The sequence below is a fragment of the Micromonospora cabrerizensis genome (genome assembly GCF_022230955.1).
Lineage (GTDB): Bacteria > Actinomycetota > Actinomycetes > Mycobacteriales > Micromonosporaceae > Micromonospora > Micromonospora cabrerizensis.
Map to the genome: position 1 here is coordinate 1 of NZ_JAKKFI010000097.1, position 17880 is coordinate 17880.

Here is a 17880-nt window from a genome sequence, read left to right on the forward strand (position 1 = left end):
AACGCATCGCGGTGGTTCCGCTAGGCAATCCAGCCGCTCACGCACACCGCCCCGTCCCCCAGGTGCCCACCTGCAGCGCATCCTACCCACTTCGACTGGTCCACGACATCCCCGCTGCTCCCCGTGCTCGCCAGTATCCCCGCGATCCCCGCGATCCCCGCGATCCCCGCGATCCCCGCGATCCCCGCGATCCCCGCGATCCCCGCGATCCCCGCGATCCCCGCGACCCCCGCGACCCCCGCGACCCCCGCGACCCCCGCGACCCCCGCGACCCCCGCGACCCCCGCGCACCCGCGACCCACGACGCGCGGGCTGGCGGGGGCAGCGGTTGGCGAGGGGCTCAGCCGATCAGCGGGCGGAAGCTGCCGAGGACGATGCTGGTGGTCAGTGCGGCGGCGGCCAGGACGGCTGCCCCGGCGACGAGCAGCCCGTCGGCCCGGGTGAAGCGCTGCCGGCGGGCCACGGTCCGGGGGGTGCCGGCGTCGAAGCCACGCGCGTCCATCGCCACGGCCAGCCGGGTGCCCCGGCGGATCGCCCCGACCAGCAGCGCGAACGCGGTGGAGGCGAACAGTCGCAGCTTCGCCACCGGGTTGCGTCCCGCGTCGACGCCCCGCGCCCTCCGGGCCATGCTGATCATCTGCCACTCCTGGCCGAGCAGCGGCACCAGCCGGAATGCGGCGAGCGCCCCGATGGCGAACCGGGCCGGTGCCTTCGCGTTCTGGATCAGCGCGTCGGCCAGGTCGGTGGGGTCGGTGGTGGCGAAGACGATCACGCCCGGCAGTGCCACCGCGAAGACCCGCAGCACCAGACCGAGCGCGGTTAGCAGCACGCCGGTGCTCACGAACACCGGCCCCGCGTCGAGCAGGACCCGACCGGACCGGTCGGCGGCGAAGAGCACGAGGGTGACCAGGATGCCGGCGGCGCTGAGGAGCAGCGGCCAGGCCCGCCGGGCCAGCACCCGGTAGCGGATGCCGAACAGCGGCAGTACGGCGAGTTCGAGCGCGATGGCGATCGCCGGGGCGACCGGGTCCAGGGTGGCCAGCAGGGTGAACGAGAAGACCAGCGCGGCGGCGACCTTCGCCACCGGGTTGCGGCGGGCCAGCGGTGCACCGGGCGCGGCGACCGGCTCGATGCTGATCATCGGGCACCGTCGCCGGGCGCGGCCCGGCGCAGGGTGACGGTGCGGTCGGCGAGCGCGGCGACGAAATCCGCGTCGTGGGTGACCGTGACCACCCCGTGCCCGGCGTCGCGCAGGTCGGCGAAGAGGTCGACCAGCTCCCGCCAGGTCCGCCGGTCCTGGCCGAAGGTCGGTTCGTCGCAGATCAACAACCGGGGCGCGGTGGCCAGGGCGGTCGCCACGCTCAGCCGCCGCGCCTCGCCTCCGGAGAGGGTGTACGGGTTGGCGGCGGCGAGCCGATCCAGTCGTAGCCGTTCCAGCAGCCCGGCCACGGTCTCCCTGACGGCTGCCTCGGGTTGACCGGTGCGACGCGGGCCGAGCGCCAGCTCGTCGAAGACGGTGCTCGTGACGAACTGGTGCTCCGGGTCCTGGAAGACCGACCCGATCCGCCGGGTCAGCGCGGGTGCCCGCCAGCGGTGCGGGGGAGTGCGATGGTCCGCGCCGGCCAACTCGGCGGACGCGGTGACCCGGCCGGTGCCTGGCCGGAGCAGCCCGCCGAGCAGCAACGCCAGGGTGGACTTGCCGGCGCCGTTGGGTCCGCGTACGGCGAGTGCCTCTCCGGCGCGTACCCCGAGATCGGTGGGGCCCAGCCGGGGTGGCAGGCCGAGCCGGTCGGCGGTGAGCAACAGCTCGCCGGGAGCGGCGGTGGAAGGCCGGGGCGCGATGGGGTGACCCGGCACCCAGACCCCCTCGGCGGCCAGGGTGGCACCGTGGGTGGCGAAGACCGCCTCGGGCGTGCCGTCCGCGCGGACCCCGCCGCCCGGGTCCAGGACGACCACCCGGTCGACCAGCGGCAGCGCCTCGGCGACGCGGTGCTCGACCAGGATCAGCGTGGTGTCGGCGTCCAGCGCGCCGGCAACCGCCTGCCGGATCAGGTCGGCCCCGGCCGGGTCGAGATTGGCGGTCGGCTCATCGAGCAGCAGCAGGCCGGGGCGCAGGGCCAGTGCGCCGGCCAGGGCCAGGCGTTGCTGCTCGCCGCCGGATAGCGCGGCCGTGTTGCGGTCCCGGGAGTACGGGAAGCCGACCCGGTGCAGCGCCTCGTCCACCCGGGGCCAGATCTCGTCGGCGGGTACTCCCCGGTTCTCCAGCCCGAACGCGACGTCGTCGCCGCAGCGTGCCATCACCAGTTGGGTTTCCGGGTCCTGGAAGACAATGCCGACCCGTTCCCGGCCCTTGCGGGGGTCGAGCCCGTCGATCTCGACGGTGCCCTCCTGCTCGCCGGAGTCCTCGGGTAGCAGCCCGGCCAGCGCGCTGAGCAGGGTGCTCTTACCGGCCCCCGAGGGCCCGAGCAGCAGGACCCGCTCCCCGACGTCAACCCGCAGGTCGACCCCGCGCAGAGCCCAGGCGCGCCGCCCAGCGTGTCGCCACCCGAACCCCCGCAGCAGTACCCCGCCCACCAGAACCACCCCCGTCCGCCTGCGCGCCCCGCCCGCCGCCCCTCCGCCCCCGCCCCTCCGCCCCCGCCTTCGCCCCCGCCTTCGCCCCCGCCTTCGCCGGTGATCAAGAGGTTTGCGTCAGAATTCCGCCTCCCGTTGACGCAAATCTCTTGATCACCGAGGTCGGCCGGGGGTCAGATCAGGGCGCGGTCCCGGCCTACCGGGAAGCGGTCCAGGACGCCGGTGTTGGCCAGGGCCTTGGTCAGCAGCCAGCCGCCGGCGCCGGCGATCACCGTGGCGCTGACGATGGTGATCAGCGCGTACGGGATGCGGTAGTCGGCCAGCGCGTAGTCGACGTTCCAGATGAAGAAGTCGAACAGCGCGGCGCTGAGACCGGTCAGCGCGCCGGCCACCACCGCGGTGGGCAGCCGGAACGACCGGTACCGGAAGGCGGCGAACGCCAGCTCGGCGCCGATGCCCTGCACGATGCCCTGCGGGATCACCGTGCCGGCCCACTGGCTGCCCAGCAGCGCGGAGAGGACCGCGGCCACCGTCTCGCAGTAGAGCGCGGCACCGGGCTTGCGGATGACCAGACCGCCGATCACGGCCGGCATCAACCAGACGCCGTAGAGCAGCGCCTGCGCCGGCGGGAAGAAGGCGAAGGCACCCTCGGTGGCGCTCCAGACCAGGCCCCACGCCCAGAAGATGACGCCGAAGGCGACCGCGATCACCGAGGCGACCACGATGTCGATGGTCCGCCAACGGTTGGTGGTGTTGTCCATGCTGTGCTCCCAGTTCAGTAAATCGAACCAGGAGAAGACGCACGCCGCGTCCGGTGGCACCGGACTGCGGCGCGGCTGGAGGTCGACCGAACTCCCTGCGCTGGCATTACCCAGATCAGGTTCGAGGGTCTGCGGGCGTGCCCGCACTCTCAGCGCTGTGCGCTCCCCTGTCGGATGTGAAGTTGTCTCGCTGACGCTAACACCGACCTGGGTCGCCAGCCCAGTAGGGCACCCGCCTGACCTGCGGCGAGCAGCCGACCCGTCGTCGGCTGGGTACGCTTCCGATCATGCGGGTCGACGCGCGAGGCTTCACGTTCGAGGTAACCACCGGTGGTCCGCCGGACGGCGTACCCGTTCTGCTGCTGCACGGGTTCCCGCAGCACAGCGGCGAGTGGGACGAGGTCGTGCCGGCGCTGCACCAGGCCGGGCTGCGCACGTACGCGCTGGACCAGCGCGGATACTCGCCGGGCGCCCGGCCCACGGCGGTGGCCGACTACCGGATCCCCGAGCTGGTCGCCGATGTCGTGGCGGTGCTCGACGCCCTCGGGTTGGACGCCGTCCACCTGGTCGGCCACGACTGGGGCGCGATCGTGGCCTGGGCGGTCGCCGCCGGGCACGCCGAGCGGGTCCGCACCCTGACCGCGGTTTCCGTGCCACATCCGGCGGCCATGGCGCACGCCCTGGCCCACGACAGTCAGCAGAAGGCCCGCTCGTCGTACATCGCGTTGTTCCGCAAGCCGGACAAGGCGGAGAAGGTGCTGTTGGCGTGGCACGCGACCGCGCTGCGCAAACTGCTCGGCGGAGTGGGCGACGGGTCCCGGGTGGACCGCTACGCCGGCCCGATGCGCGAGCCGGGCGCCCTCACCGCCGCGCTGAACTGGTACCGGGCGATGTCCCGCTCCGACCTGGCGGCAGTCGGCCCGGTGGCGGTGCCCACCACGTACGTCTGGAGTGACCGGGACGTCGCCATCGGCCGGACCGCCGCCGAGGCGTGTGCGGGGAACGTGACCGGGGACTACCGCTTCGTGCAGTTGGACGGGGTGAGTCACTGGATCCCGGACGCGGCCCCGGGCCCGCTCGCCGAGGCGATCCTGGCCCGAGCCGGCGCGACGGCCTGAGTCGTGCGGGTCAGCGGGAAAGGGCCATCGTGACGCCGGACGGCAGTGGGCCGGGCAGCCGCCGCAAGGTCGCCGCGCAGCTACGCCTGCTGGGCGTACGCCCCGGCGCGACGCTGCTGGTGCACGCCGGCCTCCGTCCGCTGGGGTTCGTCAGTGGTGGCCCGCACGCCGTGGTGCTCGCCCTGCGGGACGCGCTCGGCCCGGACGGCACGATCGTCGTGCCCACCCACACACCGGACAACAGCGATCCCGCCCAGTGGCGCAACCCGCCGGTGCCGGCGGACTGGTGGCCGCTGATCCGCTCGGAGATGCCCGGCTTCGACCCGGCGGTCACCCCGAGCCGGTTCATGGGGGCGCTCGCCGAGACGGTCCGCGGCTGGCCCGGCGCTCTGCGCAGCTCGCATCCGCACGTGTCGTTCGCCGCGCTCGGCCCGGCCGCCGAGCAGGTGGTGTCCGGGCACGCCCTGGTCGACATGCTCGGCGAGCAGTCCCCGCTGGCCCGGCTCTACGACCTGGACGCCGACGTGTTGCTGCTCGGTGTCGACCACTCCGTGAGCACCTCGTTGCACCTGGCCGAATACCGCTGCCCCGGCTCGGCCCGGGAGCGGGTCGGTGCCGCGGTGCGCACCGCCGACGGTGGCCGGGAATGGGTGTGGTGGCAGGACGTACGGCTCGACGCGGACGACTTCGACGCGTTGGGCGCGGACCTGGAGGCCACCGGGCAGGTTCGCACCGGCCCGGTGGGTGCCGGGACCGGCAGGTTGATGCGCCAGCGGGCGGCGGTCGACTTCGCAGTGCACTGGATGGCCCGCAATCGGACGACGGAGGACGCATGACGGTGAGTGCCGAGGACTACCTGGCCGTGGTGACCGAGACGATCGGCCGGGTGGCCGAGAGCCAGCGACTTGCGGTGGGGCGGGCCGCGGACCTGATCGCCGAGGCCGTACGTGCCGACGGCGTGGTGCACGCGTTCGGCACCGGGCACTCCGAGGCCCTCGCCATGGAGATCGCCGGCCGGGCGGGCGGCCTGGTGCCGACCAACCGGATAGCGCTCCGCGACCTGGTGCTGCTCGGCGGCGAACCGGCCGACCGGCTCGGCCCGATGCTGGAACGGGACCCGTCGGTCGCGCACCGCCTCTACGAGTTGGCGCCGGTGCGGCCCACCGACGTCTTCGTGCTCGCCTCGAACTCGGGGGTCAACGGCGCGATGGTGGAGTTCGCGACGCTGGTCAAGGAACGCGGCCACGGGTTGGTCGCGATCACCTCCGCGCAGCACTCCGGTCGGATGACCTCCCGACACCCGTCCGGGCGCAAGTTGAGCGATCTCGCCGACGTGGTGCTCGACAACGGCGCGCCGTACGGCGACGCGACGCTGCTGCTTCCCGGTGGTGGCGCGGTCGGCGCGGTCTCCTCGATCACCGCTGCGCTGCTGGCCCAGCAGATCACCGTGGAGGTGGTGGCGCGGTTGCTGGCTGCGGGGGAGCGGCCACCGGTCTACCTGTCGGCGAACATCCCGGACGGCGACGCGCACAACACGGAGCTGGAGGCCCGGTACGCGGGCCGCATCCGTCGCGGGTCCTGACGTCGCCCGGCGGTGCTCGCGGTCGTCCGGCGGTGCTCGCGGTCGCCCGGCATCGGCTCTCGCGGGTGCTGGTGACGGACCTGCGTCCGTGAAGTGAACGGGAGATGTCGTGAACTTGTTTCGCACTCGGGCGGGTGGGGCATTGGCGTTGCTGCCGGCGGCTGGGACCGCCGGCAGTAGCGTCTCACCGGAGGTAGCGCGTGTCCAAGGAGACCGAGAAGCAGCGTTGGCAGCGCAACTTCGCCGACCTGCTCCAGGAGTTGCGGGTCGCGCAGACCGGCGTGCAGATCCTCTTTGCCTTCCTGCTCACCCTGCCGTTCAGCAACGGCTTCACCGAGACCACGGAGTTCCAGCGGGACGTCTACATCGTGGCGTTGCTGGCGGCAGCCGCCGCCACCGCACTGATCATCTCGCCGGTGGCGTTCCACCGGGCGCTGTTTCGGCAGGGGCGTAAGCCGGAGCTGGTGCGGTTCGCCCACCGGATGGCCACCGGCGGCCTCGCCTTCATGCTGATCGCGATGGTCAGCGCGGTGCTGCTGATCACCGACTTCGTGCTGGACCGGCCGATCGCCTTCGTGCTCAGCGCCCTGACCGGAATCTGGTTCATCACGTTCTGGGTGGCCCTGCCCTTCGCCCGGCGCAACTGGGGCGAGGACGACATCGACGACGATGACGACGACCCGGACACTATCGAGAGCCGCTGACCGCGCGGATCTCCACGCAGCGCTACCCCTGGGTAACAACCGGGGGTAGCGTGGCGGGTAGTCGCGCACGTCGACGCAGCCGCACCGAGCTTCGAGGGGGCAGCCGTGACCACGACGCAGGACGGCCGACCGGCACCGGACGGCCCCGACTCCGAAGCCGCGCCCAACACCGCCGGTGCCGCGGCCCCGTTGCCCAAGGAGGCCGGGCAGGTCTCCGAGAAGGAGGCCCGGCGGGTCGCCGAGGCCGCCCGCGAGTCCACCTGGGACCGACCCAGCTTCGGCAAGGAGTTGTTCCTCGGCCGGTTCCGGCTCGACCTGATCGACCCGTGGCCCCGGTCCGATCCGGACGACGTGGCGCGCGCCGAGGAGTTCCTCGGTCGGTTCCGCGCCTTCCTGACAACCGTGGACGGCGCCGCCATCGAACGCGACGCGTCCATTCCGGACTCGGTGTTCCACGGCCTGGCCGACCTCGGCGCGTTCGGCATGAAGATCGACCGGAAGTACGGCGGCCTCGGGCTGAGCAATCTGCACTACTGCCGGGCGCTGATGCTGGCCGGTTCGGTCAGCCCGGCCATCGGCGCGCTGCTCTCGGCGCACCAGTCGATCGGGGTGCCGCAGCCGCTGAAGATGTTCGGCACCGCCGAGCAGAAGCAGCTCTTCCTGCCCCGCCTCGCCGCCGGTGAGGTGTCCGCGTTCCTGCTCACCGAGCCCGATGTCGGTTCCGACCCGGCCCGACTGGGCACCATCGCCGAGCCGACCGAGGACGGCACCGGCTACCGGCTCAACGGCGTGAAGCTCTGGGCCACCAACGGCATCGTGGCCACCCTGCTGGTGGTGATGGCCCGGGTGCCGGCCGCCGAGGGGCGTCGGGGTGGGATCACCGCGTTCGTGGTGGAGGGCGACAGCGAGGGCATCACCGTCGAGCGGCGCAACGAGTTCATCGGCCTGCGCGGCCTGGAAAACAGCCTCACCCGGTTCCACGACGTGTTCGTACCGGCCGAGAACGTCATCGGCGGCGAGGGCAAGGGTCTGAAGATCGCTCTGACCACGCTGAACACCGGCCGGCTCTCGCTGCCGGCGATGTGCGTGGGCGCCGGCAAGTGGGCGCTGAACGTGGCCCGGGGCTGGGCCGCCGACCGGGTCCAGTGGGGTCGGCCGGTGGGCGAGCACGAGGCGGTCGCGCAGAAGCTCTCCTTCATCGCCGCCACCACGTACGGCATGGAGACCATGCTCGACCTCTGCTGCCTGCTCGCCGACGACGACCGCAACGACATCCGGATCGAGGCGGCGCTGGTCAAGCTGTATGCCAGCGAGATGGCCTGGAAGATCGCCGACGAGCTGATCCAGATCCGGGGCGGGCGCGGCTACGAGACGGCCGACTCGCTGGCCGCCCGTGGCGAACGCCCTGCCGCCGTCGAGCAGATGCTGCGCGACCTGCGGATCAACCGGATCTTCGAGGGCTCCACCGAGATCATGCACCTGCTGATCGCCCGGGAGGCGGTCGACGCGCACCTGTCGGTGGCCGGCGACATCATCGACCCTGACGCCGGGCTGGGCCGCAAGGCGCGAGCCGGTGCCCGGGCCGGTGCCTTCTACGCGAAGTGGCTGCCCACCCTCGCCGTGGGTCGGGGGCAGAGCCCTTCGGCGTACGCCGAGTTCGGGCCGCTCGCCGCGCACCTGCGCCAGGTCGAGCGTTCGTCGCGCAAGCTGGCCCGGTCGACGTTCTACGCCATGTCCCGCTGGCAGGGAAAGATGGAGCGTAAGCAGGCGTTCCTGGGCCGCGTGGTGGACATCGGCGCCGAGCTGTTCGCGATGTCCGCGGTGTGTGTCCGGGCCTCCGCCGAACGCGACAGTCGACCGGAGAACGTGGAGCTGGCCGACCTGTTCTGCCGGCAGGCGCGGGTGCGGGTGGACGCCCTGTTCGCCGCACTGTGGGACAACACCGACTCGGTGGACACCGCGGCGGCGAAGCGGATCCTCGCCGGCCGTTACGCGGGCCTGGAGGACGGTGTGCTCACCCCGCCCGACGACCTGCCATGGGTGGCCGGCTGGTCACCCGGCCCGTCCACCGCCGAGGACGTCCGCCGCCGCATCCCACCGAAGCCGTAAGTCGGGCTGGCCAGTGGCGGCGCTGTCGCTGGCCGTGCTGGTCGGTGGGCGCGCTGGTCAGTCGCCGCGCTGGTCGGTGGCCGCGTCGATGGCGCCGGTCAGCGGGCGACCGCCCAGGCCAGCACCGCGGCCAGGATCAGGCCGTTGAGCCCGGCCAGCGCCAGGTACGCCGCGGGTGGGATCTTCTTGCCCCGGCGCACGAAGGAGACCAGGACAGCGGCGTAGCCGAGCAGCAGGACGGCGATGACGACGAGGAAGTAGAACACCCGACGACTTTAACGACACCCTCGTCGGGCTGATCCTCCGCCCGGCGGAACGGCTGTTCCTCAACCCACCCTGCCTGGTCGATCATGGAGTTGGGGTGGTTTACCGGGACCGGCCTGCCCCCGGGTATCCCACTCACGTCGACAACCGGAACTGCGGCGCGCGCGGTGCCCTTCGGGGTGGACATGTACTGGTGAGCCGTATACCAGGGAGTCATATTTATACCTCTGAGGTATATCGCTTACCGGAGTGGCATTGCCCCGAGGTGCTCCTCATCAGCTGATCAAGGGCGTGTCGGCGAACGACCTCAGCGGCCCCGGCCGCGCAGGCCGAGTTGGCGCAACTCCAACGCGGCCAGGGCGTCGACGGTGGCGTCGTCGCCACGTCGCCACGCCTCGGCGACATCCGGGGCGATCCGGGTCAGCCGGCCCAGCGGCTGGGTGGCCAGCGCGCGCAGGGCGAGCAGGTCCCGTCCGGCCGGCCCGACGGCCAGCTTCGCCGCCGACCCGGCCCGGCGCATCCAGCGCACCCGCAACGGCAGCCAGCCGAACAGCACGATGCCGAGCGGGAAGATCAGGACCGCGATGGCGAGGGCGAGCGCGAGCTGGTCGACCAGGTGCTGCTGGTCGCGGCCGGCGTCGGCGAGCGACCGGGCGGCGTCGGCGGCGCGCTGGAAGGGAGCGGTCAGCTCGTCGCCGACCAGTGGCACCCGGCCGACCTTGCTGCCGGCGTCGCCCAGGTTGTCGGCGAGGCCGCTGCCGGCGCCCTCCAACTTCTGCCCCGGTACGGCGAGCTTCTGCACCAGGTCGTGCAGCCACAGCGCGCCGCGGATCGCCGCGTACACCCAGGCGACGACGAGCAGGTCGGTGAGCAACTGACGGGCGGCGGTCGGAAACCGATCGGCATAGATTTTCACGCCGGACAGCGTGTCACGAACGCCCAGGTTCTTACAGGTGTGGAATCAGCGGACGCAGGTCGGACAGGTGCCGAAGATCTCCAGGGTGTGGCTGACGTCGGCGTAGCCGTGCTGCGCGGCGACCCGGTCGGCCCAGCTCTCCACCGCCGGGCCGGCCACCTCGACGGTGCGCCCGCAGGCTCGGCAGACCAGGTGGTGGTGGTGCCCCTCGCTGCACCGGCGGTAGAGGTGCTCACCGCCCGGTGGGCGCATCACGTCGATCTCGCCCGCGTCGGCGAGCCCCTGCAAGGTGCGGTAGACGGTGGTCAGGCCGACCCGCTCGCCGCGCTGCCGCAGCATGGCGTGCAGGTCCTGGGCACTGTGGAAGCCCTCCATCTCGCCCAGCAGCGCGCTCACCGCCGAGCGCTGCTTTGTGTTGCGCACCGCGGCGCTGCTCTCGCTCATGATCCCTCCCCGGCGTGGCTGACCGCGTCTGCCACGATGTGCGCGACGTGCTCGTCGACCAGGCTGTAGGCGATCTCCCGACCGCGGCGGGAACCTCGCACCACCCCCGCGCCGCGCAGCACCCGCAGGTGCTGGGAGACCAACGGCTGTGCGGCTCCGAGCTTCTCCACCAGCTCGTGCACGCACCGTTCACCGCCGGCCAGCTCGCTGACGATGGCCAGCCGGATGGGCGCGGACAGAGCGCGGAGCAACTCGCTGGCCCCGTCGAACCCGTCGTAGCCCGTCGCGCTGGTCATCCTGCAACGGTACCCATTACCACCGACGGCCCGCTGATCAGGATCAGCTCAGCACGACCTCGTGCGGTTCCGGTGTCGGCGCGGCGGTCGGTGTGGCCCGGCGGCGCAGCGTCCGCCAGACGCCGCCGGCCACGGCCACCACCAGGAACGAGGCGATCGCGACCAGCACCACCGAGGCGCCCGGGGCGGTGTCCGCCGTGGCAGCCACCCAGACACCGGTGCCGGCGGCGAAGAACCCGAGCGCCATCGCGGCGACCATCGTGCTGCGGAAGCCCCGGGTGACCTGCTGGGCGGTGGCGACCGGCACCACCATCAGCGCGCTGATCAGGAGCACGCCGACAGCCCGCATCGCGATGGTCACGGTGACCGCGGTGGCGACCGCGATCAGCAGGTTCAGCGTGCGGACCGGCAGGCCGGAGACCCGTGCGTACTCCTCGTCGTGACTGACCGCGAAGAGCGCCGGGCGTAGCGCGATCATGGTGACCAGGATCGCCGCGCCGAGCACCCCGATGGTGACCAGGTCGTCGGGCGAGATGGTGGTCAGCGACCCGAACAGGTAGGCGTTGAGGTTCGCGCTGGTCGCGTCAGAGAGGCCGACCAGCAGTACGCCGCCCGCTATGCCGCCGTAGAAGAGCAGGGCCAGGGCCAGGTCGCCGGACGTACGCCCCCGGGCGCGGACCACCTCGATGGCGATCGCGCCGATGGTGGCGGCGATCACCGCGACCAGCACCGGTGAGCGGTTGAGCAGCAGGCCGGCCCCGACGCCGGTCAGCGCCACGTGCCCGACACCGTCGCCGATCAGCGCCAGCCGGCGCTGCACCAGGTAGATGCCGAGCGCCGGCGCGGCCAGGCCGATCACCAGAGCGCCGATCAGGGCGCGCTGCATGTAGGGGTACTGGAAGAGTTCCATTTCTCAGTTGCTCCACAGCCCGGCGGGCTCGTCGTAACAGTGCGGATGCACGTGGTCGTGGTCGGGCTCCGCGTGATGGCCGGCCGGGTCCGGCACCGCGCCGTCGTGGACGATGCCACCCTCGTGGACGACGACGGCCCGGCTGATCACCGGTCGCAGCGGGCCCAGCTCGTGGGCGACCAACAGCACCGTCCCGCCGTTGCCGACGAAGTCGCGCAGCGCGCCGGCGAACGCCTCCTGGCTGGCCGCGTCCACCCCGGCGGTGGGCTCGTCGAGGACCAGCAGCTCCGGTTGGCCGGCCAGCGCACGGGCGATCAGGGTGCGCTGCTGCTGCCCGCCGGAGAGCGTGGACACCGGGTCCCCGGCGCGGTCGGCGAGCCCGACCGCGAGCAGCGCGGCGTCGACGGCGGCCCGGTCGGCGCGTCCCGGCGGGCGGAGCACCCCCCGGCGGGCCAGCCGGCCGGAGGCCACCACCTCGCGGACGGTGGCCGGTACGCCGCCGCCGGCGCCCAGGCGCTGCGGGACGTACCCGATGCGCTGCCACTGCCGGAACCGGCGCAACGGCCGGTCGAAGAGGGCGACCGACCCGGCGCTGAGCGGCACCAGCCCGAGCACGGCGCGGATCAGGGTGGACTTGCCGGAGCCGTTCGCGCCGAGCACCGCGACCACCTCTCCGGCGGTCACGGTGAGCGAGATGTTGCGGAGCACGGGGCGGCCGTCGTAGCCGACCACCCCGTGCTCGACGGTGATGACAGGTGAGGTCACGAGCAGCTCAAGGCCGTCCGAAGGGTCTGCAGGTTGGTACGCATCACCGAAAGGTAGTCCCCGTTGCTGCCGGCGGCGAGCCCTTCGATCGGGTCCAGCACCGCGGTCTTCGCGCCGACCTGACCGGCGATGGTCTCGGCGACCTTCGGGCTGACCAGGGTCTCGAAGAAGATCGTGGTGGCCTGGTGCTCCTTGGCCTCCTCGATCACGTGCGCGAGCCGCTGCGGGGAGGGCTCGACGTCCGGGCTCAGCCCGGTGATGCCGACCTGGTCGAGCTGGTAGCGGTCGGCGAGGTAGCCGAAGGCGGCGTGGCTGGTCACGATCTCGCGCCGCTGGCAGGTCGCCAGGCCCTGCTTGAACTCGCCGTCCAGGGTCGTCAGGTCGGCGCGCAGCGCCGCGGCGCGGGCGGTGTAGTCGGCGGCGTGTTCCGCGTCGGCCTTGCCGAGCCGCTGGGCGAGCTGGTCACCGATGCCGGCCAGTCGGGTCGGGTCGAGCCAGACGTGGGGGTCCTTGCCGCCGTTGCCCTCCTCGGCGTGCTCCTCCTCGCCCTCGTGGTTGTGCCCGCCGGCGGTCGCGTCCAGCAGCGGCTGCACGCTGGTCACGTCGAACGCCCGGTCGCCACCGTTCTGCGCGACGGCGTCGTCCACCGCCGGCTGGAAACCCTTGAGGTAGACGATCAGCTCCGCGTCGGTGACCTGGCCGACCTGGCTCGGGTTGAGCTCCAGGTCGTGTGGCTCGGCTCCCGGCTTGGCCAGGTTGGTCACCCGGACCGCGTCCCCGCCGATCCGCTCGGCCAGGAACTGGAGGGGGTAGAACGCGGCCACCACGTCGACCCGTTGGGGGTCGGCGCCGGCGGCGTCGCCGCTGGAGCAGCCGGCTCCGGCGCCCAGGGCGAGGAGGGCGGTCGCGGCGGCCAGGACACGGTACGTGGTGCGGTTGGTCATGTCGTCAACTGTCCGTGGCAACGATAATGATTGTCAAAAACGCATGATTGCATGTCAGAGCAGCTTGGCGACGCCCACCGTCACCAGCAGGGCCAGCATCACCAGTCGAATCAGGCGGGTTTGCGGCGCCTGAACCGCCCAGGTCGTCACCAACAGGGCGATCAGACCGGCGGCGAGCGCGAGCGTCAGCAGCCCGCCGACCACCCCCGGCGTGAAGAACGCCACCAGCACCACCACCAGGGTGAGCAGGAACACCGACGTCGGGTTCGCCCCGGCCAACCGGGCGAGCAGAGGGCGCTGCGTACGCTGCATCCCACAGACTCTACGAGGAGGGACCACCGTTGCTGGTGACCAACCGGTTCGTGGTCGACGTCGATGTCGCCGACGACTTCACCGAACGGGCGCACGCCGCCCTCACCGCCCTGGCCGCCTGCCGCGGCTACCTGCGCGGTCAACTGGTCCGGGCGCTCGACGACCCCCGGTACTGGTCGCTGGTCACCGAATGGGAGTCCGTCGGCACGTACCGCCGAGCCCTCGGTGCCTTCGAGGTCAAGGTCAGCGCCGTGCCGCTGCTCGCCGAGTCGGTCGACGAGCCCTCCGCGTACGAGGCGCTGGCCACCGCGGCACCCGGCGGAGCGGTGGTCGTCGCCGAGAGTGATCGGGCTGCGGGTCCTTACCGCTGAGCCGGCGGACACTACGCTGCTCCTATGACCGCACCCGCCCCGCCACCCGGTCCCGGGGTGGCTCCGCCGTTCGCCGCGCCGCCCACCGAGGGGCGCCGGACTCGGCTCTGGATCGGCCTCGGCGTCGGCGCGCTCGCCGTGGTGCTCTGCTGTGGCGGGGGCGGCACCGCCGTCGTCGGCCTGGCCGTCAGCGGCGTGCAGGCGATCCGGGAGCAGGCCCGCACCGTCACCGGTGACTACTACCAGGCACTGGTCGAGCGGGACTACGGGCGAGCGTACGAGCAGCTCTGCGACGACGCGCAGCGGCGTGAGTCCCGGCCCGAGTTCGAGCGGCGAGCCTCCGCCGAACCTCAGGTCGCGGCGTTCCGGGTGGGTGAGGTGGACACCACCAGCCTGACCGTGCCGGTCGACGTGACACTCGCCGGTGGCGACCGGGAGCAGCAGCAGGTCAGCCTCGGCCAGGACGGGGAGACCGGCGGCGTGGAGGTCTGCGGGGTGAGCTGACCCGCCCCCGGTATTCTGCTGGGCTCAGGGCGGCGGTGGTCGTACCGTTGTCCTGAACTGACCGTTCCATCCACATCTCGCCCCCGCCGACCGCCAGCCGGCGTAGGAGGAAACATGCCAGCCGACCGTATCGACGCCGTCGTCAGCCTCGCCAAGCGACGAGGCTTCGTCTTCCCCTCCAGCGAGATCTACGGAGGCACCCGATCGGCGTGGGACTACGGTCCGCTCGGCGTGGAGCTCAAGGAGAACGTCCGCCGGCAGTGGTGGAAGACCATGGTCCAGCAGCGCGACGACGTCGTCGGCCTCGACTCCGCGGTGATCCTGGCCCGCAAGGTGTGGGAGGCGTCCGGCCACATCGCCGAGTTCGTCGACCCGCTGACCGAGTGCCAGTTCTGCCACAAGCGCTTCCGGGCGGACCACCTGGAGGAGGCGTACGAGGCCAAGCACGGCAAGCCGCCGGTCTCGCTCGCCGAGCTCAACTGCCCCAACTGCGGCAACAAGGGCACCTTCACCGAGCCGAAGATGTTCAACGGCCTGATGAAGACCTACCTGGGCCCGGTAGAGAGCGACGAGGGGATGCACTACCTGCGCCCGGAGACGGCGCAGGGCATCTTCGTCAACTACAAGAACGTCGAGACGGTCGCCCGCAAGAAGCCGCCCTTCGGCATCGCGCAGACCGGCAAGTCGTTCCGCAACGAGATCACCCCGGGCAACTTCATCTTCCGGACCCGCGAGTTCGAGCAGATGGAGATGGAGTTCTTCGTCGAGCCGGGCACCGACGAGCAGTGGCACGAGTACTGGCTCCAGGAGCGCTGGAACTGGTACATCGACCTCGGCCTCTCGGCGGACAATCTGCGCCTCTTCGAGCACCCCGCCGAGAAGCTCTCGCACTACTCGAAGCGGACGGTGGACATCGAGTACCGCTTCCAGTTCGGCGGCACCGAGTTCGCCGAGCTGGAGGGGGTCGCCAACCGCACCGACTTCGACCTCTCCACGCACAGCAAGCACTCGGGCGTCGACCTGTCGTACTTCGACCAGACCAAGAGTGAGCGCTGGATGCCGTACGTCATCGAGCCGGCCGCGGGTCTGACCCGTGCGGTGCTCGCCTTCCTGCTGGAGGCGTACGACGAGGACGAGGCGCCCAACACCAAGGGCGGCGTGGACAAGCGCACCGTGATGCGCTTCGACCCGCGGCTCGCCCCGGTCAAGGTGGCGGTGCTGCCGTTGTCCCGCAACGAGGCGCTGTCGCCGAAGGCCAAGGACCTCGCGACGCTGCTGCGCAAGCGCTGGGTGGTGGAGTTCGACGACTCGCAGGCGATCGGCCGTCGCTACCGGCGGCAGGACGAGATCGGCACCCCGTTCTGCGTGACGGTCGACTTCGACACCCTGGACGACAACGCCGTGACGGTGCGCAACCGGGACACGATGGCCCAGGAGCGGGTTTCCCTGGACCAGGTCGAGCGTTACCTGATCGAGCGTCTGCCCGGCTGCTGAGGCTGTGCGCACGGGGCCTCGGCCGACGCGATAAGCGCCGGTCGGGGCCCCGTACACTTGTCCGGTGACTGTCTCGACCATGCCCGCGCTGCGCCCGCTGACTCTCGGGCCGTACCAGGTGTGGCCGCCGGTGGTGCTCGCGCCGATGGCCGGCATCACCAACGTCGGGTTCCGTCGGCTCTGCCGTGAGCAGGGCGGCGGCATCTACGTCTGCGAGATGATCACCACTCGGGCGCTGGTCGAACGCAACCCGAAGACGCTGCGCATGATCACGTTCGGCGACGACGAGAAACCGCGCAGCCTCCAGCTCTACGGCACCGACCCGGAGATCACCGCCGCCGCCGTCCGGATCGTCGTCGAGCGTAACCTGGCCGACCACATCGACCTCAACTTCGGCTGCCCGGTCCCCAAGGTCACCCGGCGTGGAGGCGGAGCGGCGCTGCCGTGGCGACGCCGGCTCTTCGCCCGACTGGTGCGGGCCGCGGTGGATGCCGCGTCACCGTCCGGGGTGCCGGTCACGGTCAAGATGCGCAAGGGCATCGACGACGACCACCTGACGTACGTCGAAGCGGGGCTCGCCGCCCAGGAAGCCGGCGTGGCCGCGGTGGCCCTGCACGGGCGGACGGCCGGGCAGCGCTACTCGGGCACCGCCGACTGGGACGCGATCGCCACCCTGAAGCAGGCCCTCGACGTGCCGGTGCTCGGCAACGGCGACATCTGGGAGGCCGACGACGCGCTGCGGATGGTCGCGCACACCGGGGTGGACGGCGTGGTCGTCGGGCGCGGCTGCCTGGGTCGGCCATGGCTCTTCGCCGACCTGGAGGCCGCCTTCAACGGACGGCCGGAGCGGCGACTGCCCAGCCTCGGCGAGGTGGCGGTGACCATGCGCCGGCACGCCGAGCTGCTGGTCGACCAGTTCGTGGCCGGCGCCCGCAACCCGGCCCGGGGCGAACGAGACGGCTGCACCGACTTCCGCAAGCACGTCGCCTGGTACCTCAAGGGCTTCCCGGTCGGTGGCGAGCTGCGCCGCTCACTGGCGATGATCGAAAGCTTGGCCCAGCTCGACGACCTGCTCGGCAAGCTCGACCCCACCGAGCCGTTCCCGGTGACGGCTCTGGGTCAGCCACGCGGACGCACCAACTCGCCAGGCAAGGTCTCCCTACCGGACGGATGGCTGGCCAGCCGGGACGACGACACCGTCCCCGAGGGCGCCGAAATGGACGACTCCGGCGGCTGAGCCCTGGGTGGGCTGAGCCCCTGGGTGGGCTGAGCCCCTGGTCTGCTTGGTGCCGGGGCGCGCTCGGTCCTTCCTCGCCCGCTGGGGTGGGCGGCCTGCCGAGTTGGCGGCCCGCTGGGGTGGGCGGCCTGCTGGGGTGGGCGGCCTGCTGGGGTGGGCGGCCTGGTTGGCTCGGATGGCCCCTCGATTCCGTCGGCGCCTGACGAGGGGTGCGTGCACAGTGACTCGGTCATGACGAAGGGCCGGGCCCCGTGGTGGGGTCCGGCCCTTCGGCTGTTGTTCGGTGTGCCGGTGCGGGTCAGCTGGTGGCGTAGCCGCGGGTGGCGATCCAGTCGGCGAGGTGCTCGACGGTGATCCAGTAGGAGGCGGTGTTCGGGTCGGCGGAGTCGGCGATCTTCACCGTCTGGCCGTTGTCGCGGTAGCCGACGACGCTGATGTAGTGCCCACCTTCGTAGGAGTGGGTGACGCCGGTCGTGTCGGGGCGGGTGCCGGCGGTGTTGGCGACTACGGCCGGGCCGTTGTCCTAGGTTGGCTGATTGTGGTTGCGCAGGCTGTCGGTGCGAGTGTCAGCTGCT

At 72.0% G+C, this 17880-nt stretch carries 20 protein-coding genes, 1 pseudogene and 1 riboswitch; of the genes and pseudogenes, 9 read left to right on the forward strand and 12 right to left on the reverse strand.

The features are described from left to right. Positions 1-340 precede the first annotated feature (340 nt). The 3 genes from LADH09A_RS25770 to LADH09A_RS25780 all read right to left on the reverse strand — a co-directional run bounded on the left by LADH09A_RS25770 (position 341) and on the right by LADH09A_RS25780 (position 3335). On the reverse strand, positions 341-1141 hold the full coding sequence (locus tag LADH09A_RS25770) for an energy-coupling factor transporter transmembrane component T family protein (RefSeq protein ID WP_238648123.1): 801 nt from the start codon (positions 1139-1141) through the stop codon (positions 341-343). After that, the gene (locus LADH09A_RS25775; RefSeq protein WP_238648124.1) at positions 1138-2574 is read right to left on the reverse strand and encodes an ABC transporter ATP-binding protein; all 1437 of its coding nucleotides are present in this window, start codon (positions 2572-2574) and stop codon (positions 1138-1140) included. Before LADH09A_RS25775 ends, LADH09A_RS25770 begins: the two co-directional genes overlap by 4 nt. Positions 2575-2747: 173 nt before the next feature. Beyond that, a complete protein-coding gene (locus tag LADH09A_RS25780) occupies positions 2748-3335 on the reverse strand; it encodes an ECF transporter S component (RefSeq protein WP_238648125.1) in 588 nt (195 codons plus the stop codon). A 74-nt stretch (positions 3336-3409) separates the two neighbouring features. Then, positions 3410-3514, reverse strand: a riboswitch (TPP riboswitch). A 108-nt stretch (positions 3515-3622) separates the two neighbouring features. Between LADH09A_RS25780 and LADH09A_RS25785 the strand changes: the two genes are divergently transcribed. The 5 genes from LADH09A_RS25785 to LADH09A_RS25805 all read left to right on the forward strand — a co-directional run bounded on the left by LADH09A_RS25785 (position 3623) and on the right by LADH09A_RS25805 (position 8848). Next, positions 3623-4453 (forward strand): alpha/beta fold hydrolase, encoded by an 831-nt coding sequence (locus tag LADH09A_RS25785; RefSeq protein ID WP_238648126.1) that lies wholly within the window; start codon positions 3623-3625, stop codon positions 4451-4453. A 29-nt stretch (positions 4454-4482) separates the two neighbouring features. Then, on the forward strand, positions 4483-5289 hold the full coding sequence (locus LADH09A_RS25790) for an AAC(3) family N-acetyltransferase (RefSeq protein ID WP_238648127.1): 807 nt from the start codon (positions 4483-4485) through the stop codon (positions 5287-5289). After that, complete coding sequence (locus LADH09A_RS25795; protein ID WP_238648128.1) at positions 5286-6035, forward strand: sugar isomerase domain-containing protein; 750 nt, start codon at positions 5286-5288, stop codon at positions 6033-6035. Before LADH09A_RS25790 ends, LADH09A_RS25795 begins: the two co-directional genes overlap by 4 nt. Positions 6036-6235: 200 nt before the next feature. Further along, positions 6236-6739 (forward strand): DUF6328 family protein, encoded by a 504-nt coding sequence (locus tag LADH09A_RS25800; RefSeq protein WP_238648129.1) that lies wholly within the window; start codon positions 6236-6238, stop codon positions 6737-6739. A 105-nt stretch (positions 6740-6844) separates the two neighbouring features. After that, complete coding sequence (locus tag LADH09A_RS25805) at positions 6845-8848, forward strand: acyl-CoA dehydrogenase family protein (protein ID WP_238648130.1); 2004 nt, start codon at positions 6845-6847, stop codon at positions 8846-8848. A 98-nt stretch (positions 8849-8946) separates the two neighbouring features. Here the strand turns inward: LADH09A_RS25805 and LADH09A_RS25810 are convergent, their stop codons facing one another. The 8 genes from LADH09A_RS25810 to LADH09A_RS25845 all read right to left on the reverse strand — a co-directional run bounded on the left by LADH09A_RS25810 (position 8947) and on the right by LADH09A_RS25845 (position 13699). Continuing rightward, complete coding sequence (locus LADH09A_RS25810; RefSeq protein WP_238648131.1) at positions 8947-9114, reverse strand: hypothetical protein; 168 nt, start codon at positions 9112-9114, stop codon at positions 8947-8949. A 305-nt stretch (positions 9115-9419) separates the two neighbouring features. After that, positions 9420-10028, reverse strand: coding sequence for a hypothetical protein (locus tag LADH09A_RS25815; protein WP_238648132.1), 609 nt, complete (start codon positions 10026-10028; stop codon positions 9420-9422). 45 nt (positions 10029-10073) lie between these two features. Further along, positions 10074-10472, reverse strand: a complete 399-nt coding sequence (locus tag LADH09A_RS25820) for a Fur family transcriptional regulator (RefSeq protein WP_238648134.1) — start codon at positions 10470-10472, stop codon at positions 10074-10076. Next, positions 10469-10768, reverse strand: coding sequence for an ArsR/SmtB family transcription factor (locus LADH09A_RS25825; protein ID WP_030338189.1), 300 nt, complete (start codon positions 10766-10768; stop codon positions 10469-10471). Before LADH09A_RS25825 ends, LADH09A_RS25820 begins: the two co-directional genes overlap by 4 nt. Positions 10769-10811: 43 nt before the next feature. After that, positions 10812-11678 carry a metal ABC transporter permease gene (locus LADH09A_RS25830; protein ID WP_238648136.1) on the reverse strand — a complete coding sequence of 289 codons (867 nt, stop codon included), beginning with the start codon at positions 11676-11678 and terminating at the stop codon, positions 10812-10814. 3 nt (positions 11679-11681) lie between these two features. Next, the gene (locus LADH09A_RS25835; protein WP_238648137.1) at positions 11682-12443 is read right to left on the reverse strand and encodes a metal ABC transporter ATP-binding protein; all 762 of its coding nucleotides are present in this window, start codon (positions 12441-12443) and stop codon (positions 11682-11684) included. Next, positions 12440-13387 carry a metal ABC transporter substrate-binding protein gene (locus LADH09A_RS25840; RefSeq protein WP_238648139.1) on the reverse strand — a complete coding sequence of 316 codons (948 nt, stop codon included), beginning with the start codon at positions 13385-13387 and terminating at the stop codon, positions 12440-12442. The genes LADH09A_RS25835 and LADH09A_RS25840 overlap by 4 nt, the downstream gene beginning before the upstream one ends. A 54-nt stretch (positions 13388-13441) precedes the next feature. Further along, entirely contained in the window at positions 13442-13699 is a 258-nt protein-coding gene (locus tag LADH09A_RS25845; RefSeq protein ID WP_238648140.1) for a hypothetical protein, read from the reverse strand. A gap of 29 nt (positions 13700-13728) precedes the next feature. On the opposite strand from LADH09A_RS25845, the gene LADH09A_RS25850 reads away from it, so the two are divergent. The 4 genes from LADH09A_RS25850 (at position 13729) to dusB (ending at position 17305) form a co-directional block, all read left to right on the forward strand. Further along, positions 13729-14070 carry an antibiotic biosynthesis monooxygenase gene (locus LADH09A_RS25850; RefSeq protein WP_238648141.1) on the forward strand — a complete coding sequence of 114 codons (342 nt, stop codon included), beginning with the start codon at positions 13729-13731 and terminating at the stop codon, positions 14068-14070. Positions 14071-14094: 24 nt separating this feature from the next. After that, positions 14095-14574, forward strand: a complete 480-nt coding sequence (locus LADH09A_RS25855) for an Rv0361 family membrane protein (RefSeq protein ID WP_238648142.1) — start codon at positions 14095-14097, stop codon at positions 14572-14574. A 114-nt stretch (positions 14575-14688) separates the two neighbouring features. Beyond that, positions 14689-16068 (forward strand): glycine--tRNA ligase, encoded by a 1380-nt coding sequence (locus LADH09A_RS25860; RefSeq protein WP_238648143.1) that lies wholly within the window; start codon positions 14689-14691, stop codon positions 16066-16068. A gap of 79 nt (positions 16069-16147) precedes the next feature. After that, positions 16148-17305 (forward strand): tRNA dihydrouridine synthase DusB, encoded by a 1158-nt coding sequence (gene dusB, locus LADH09A_RS25865; protein ID WP_238648144.1) that lies wholly within the window; start codon positions 16148-16150, stop codon positions 17303-17305. A 298-nt stretch (positions 17306-17603) separates the two neighbouring features. Here the strand turns inward: dusB and LADH09A_RS25870 are convergent. Continuing rightward, positions 17604-17880, reverse strand: a pseudogene (locus LADH09A_RS25870) (C39 family peptidase); the annotation flags it as partial.

Coding starts and splice junctions, on each gene's coding strand:
- LADH09A_RS25770 (WP_238648123.1), bottom strand. CDS start 1,141: ATGATCAGCATCGAGCCGGTCGCCGCGCCCGGTGCACCGCTGGCCCGC.
- LADH09A_RS25780 (WP_238648125.1), bottom strand. CDS start 3,335: ATGGACAACACCACCAACCGTTGGCGGACCATCGACATCGTGGTCGCC.
- LADH09A_RS25785 (WP_238648126.1), top strand. CDS start 3,623: ATGCGGGTCGACGCGCGAGGCTTCACGTTCGAGGTAACCACCGGTGGT.
- LADH09A_RS25795 (WP_238648128.1), top strand. CDS start 5,286: ATGACGGTGAGTGCCGAGGACTACCTGGCCGTGGTGACCGAGACGATC.
- LADH09A_RS25820 (WP_238648134.1), bottom strand. CDS start 10,472: ATGAGCGAGAGCAGCGCCGCGGTGCGCAACACAAAGCAGCGCTCGGCG.
- LADH09A_RS25825 (WP_030338189.1), bottom strand. CDS start 10,768: ATGACCAGCGCGACGGGCTACGACGGGTTCGACGGGGCCAGCGAGTTG.
- LADH09A_RS25830 (WP_238648136.1), bottom strand. CDS start 11,678: ATGGAACTCTTCCAGTACCCCTACATGCAGCGCGCCCTGATCGGCGCT.
- LADH09A_RS25840 (WP_238648139.1), bottom strand. CDS start 13,387: ATGACCAACCGCACCACGTACCGTGTCCTGGCCGCCGCGACCGCCCTC.
- LADH09A_RS25845 (WP_238648140.1), bottom strand. CDS start 13,699: ATGCAGCGTACGCAGCGCCCTCTGCTCGCCCGGTTGGCCGGGGCGAAC.
- LADH09A_RS25855 (WP_238648142.1), top strand. CDS start 14,095: ATGACCGCACCCGCCCCGCCACCCGGTCCCGGGGTGGCTCCGCCGTTC.
- LADH09A_RS25860 (WP_238648143.1), top strand. CDS start 14,689: ATGCCAGCCGACCGTATCGACGCCGTCGTCAGCCTCGCCAAGCGACGA.
- dusB (WP_238648144.1), top strand. CDS start 16,148: ATGCCCGCGCTGCGCCCGCTGACTCTCGGGCCGTACCAGGTGTGGCCG.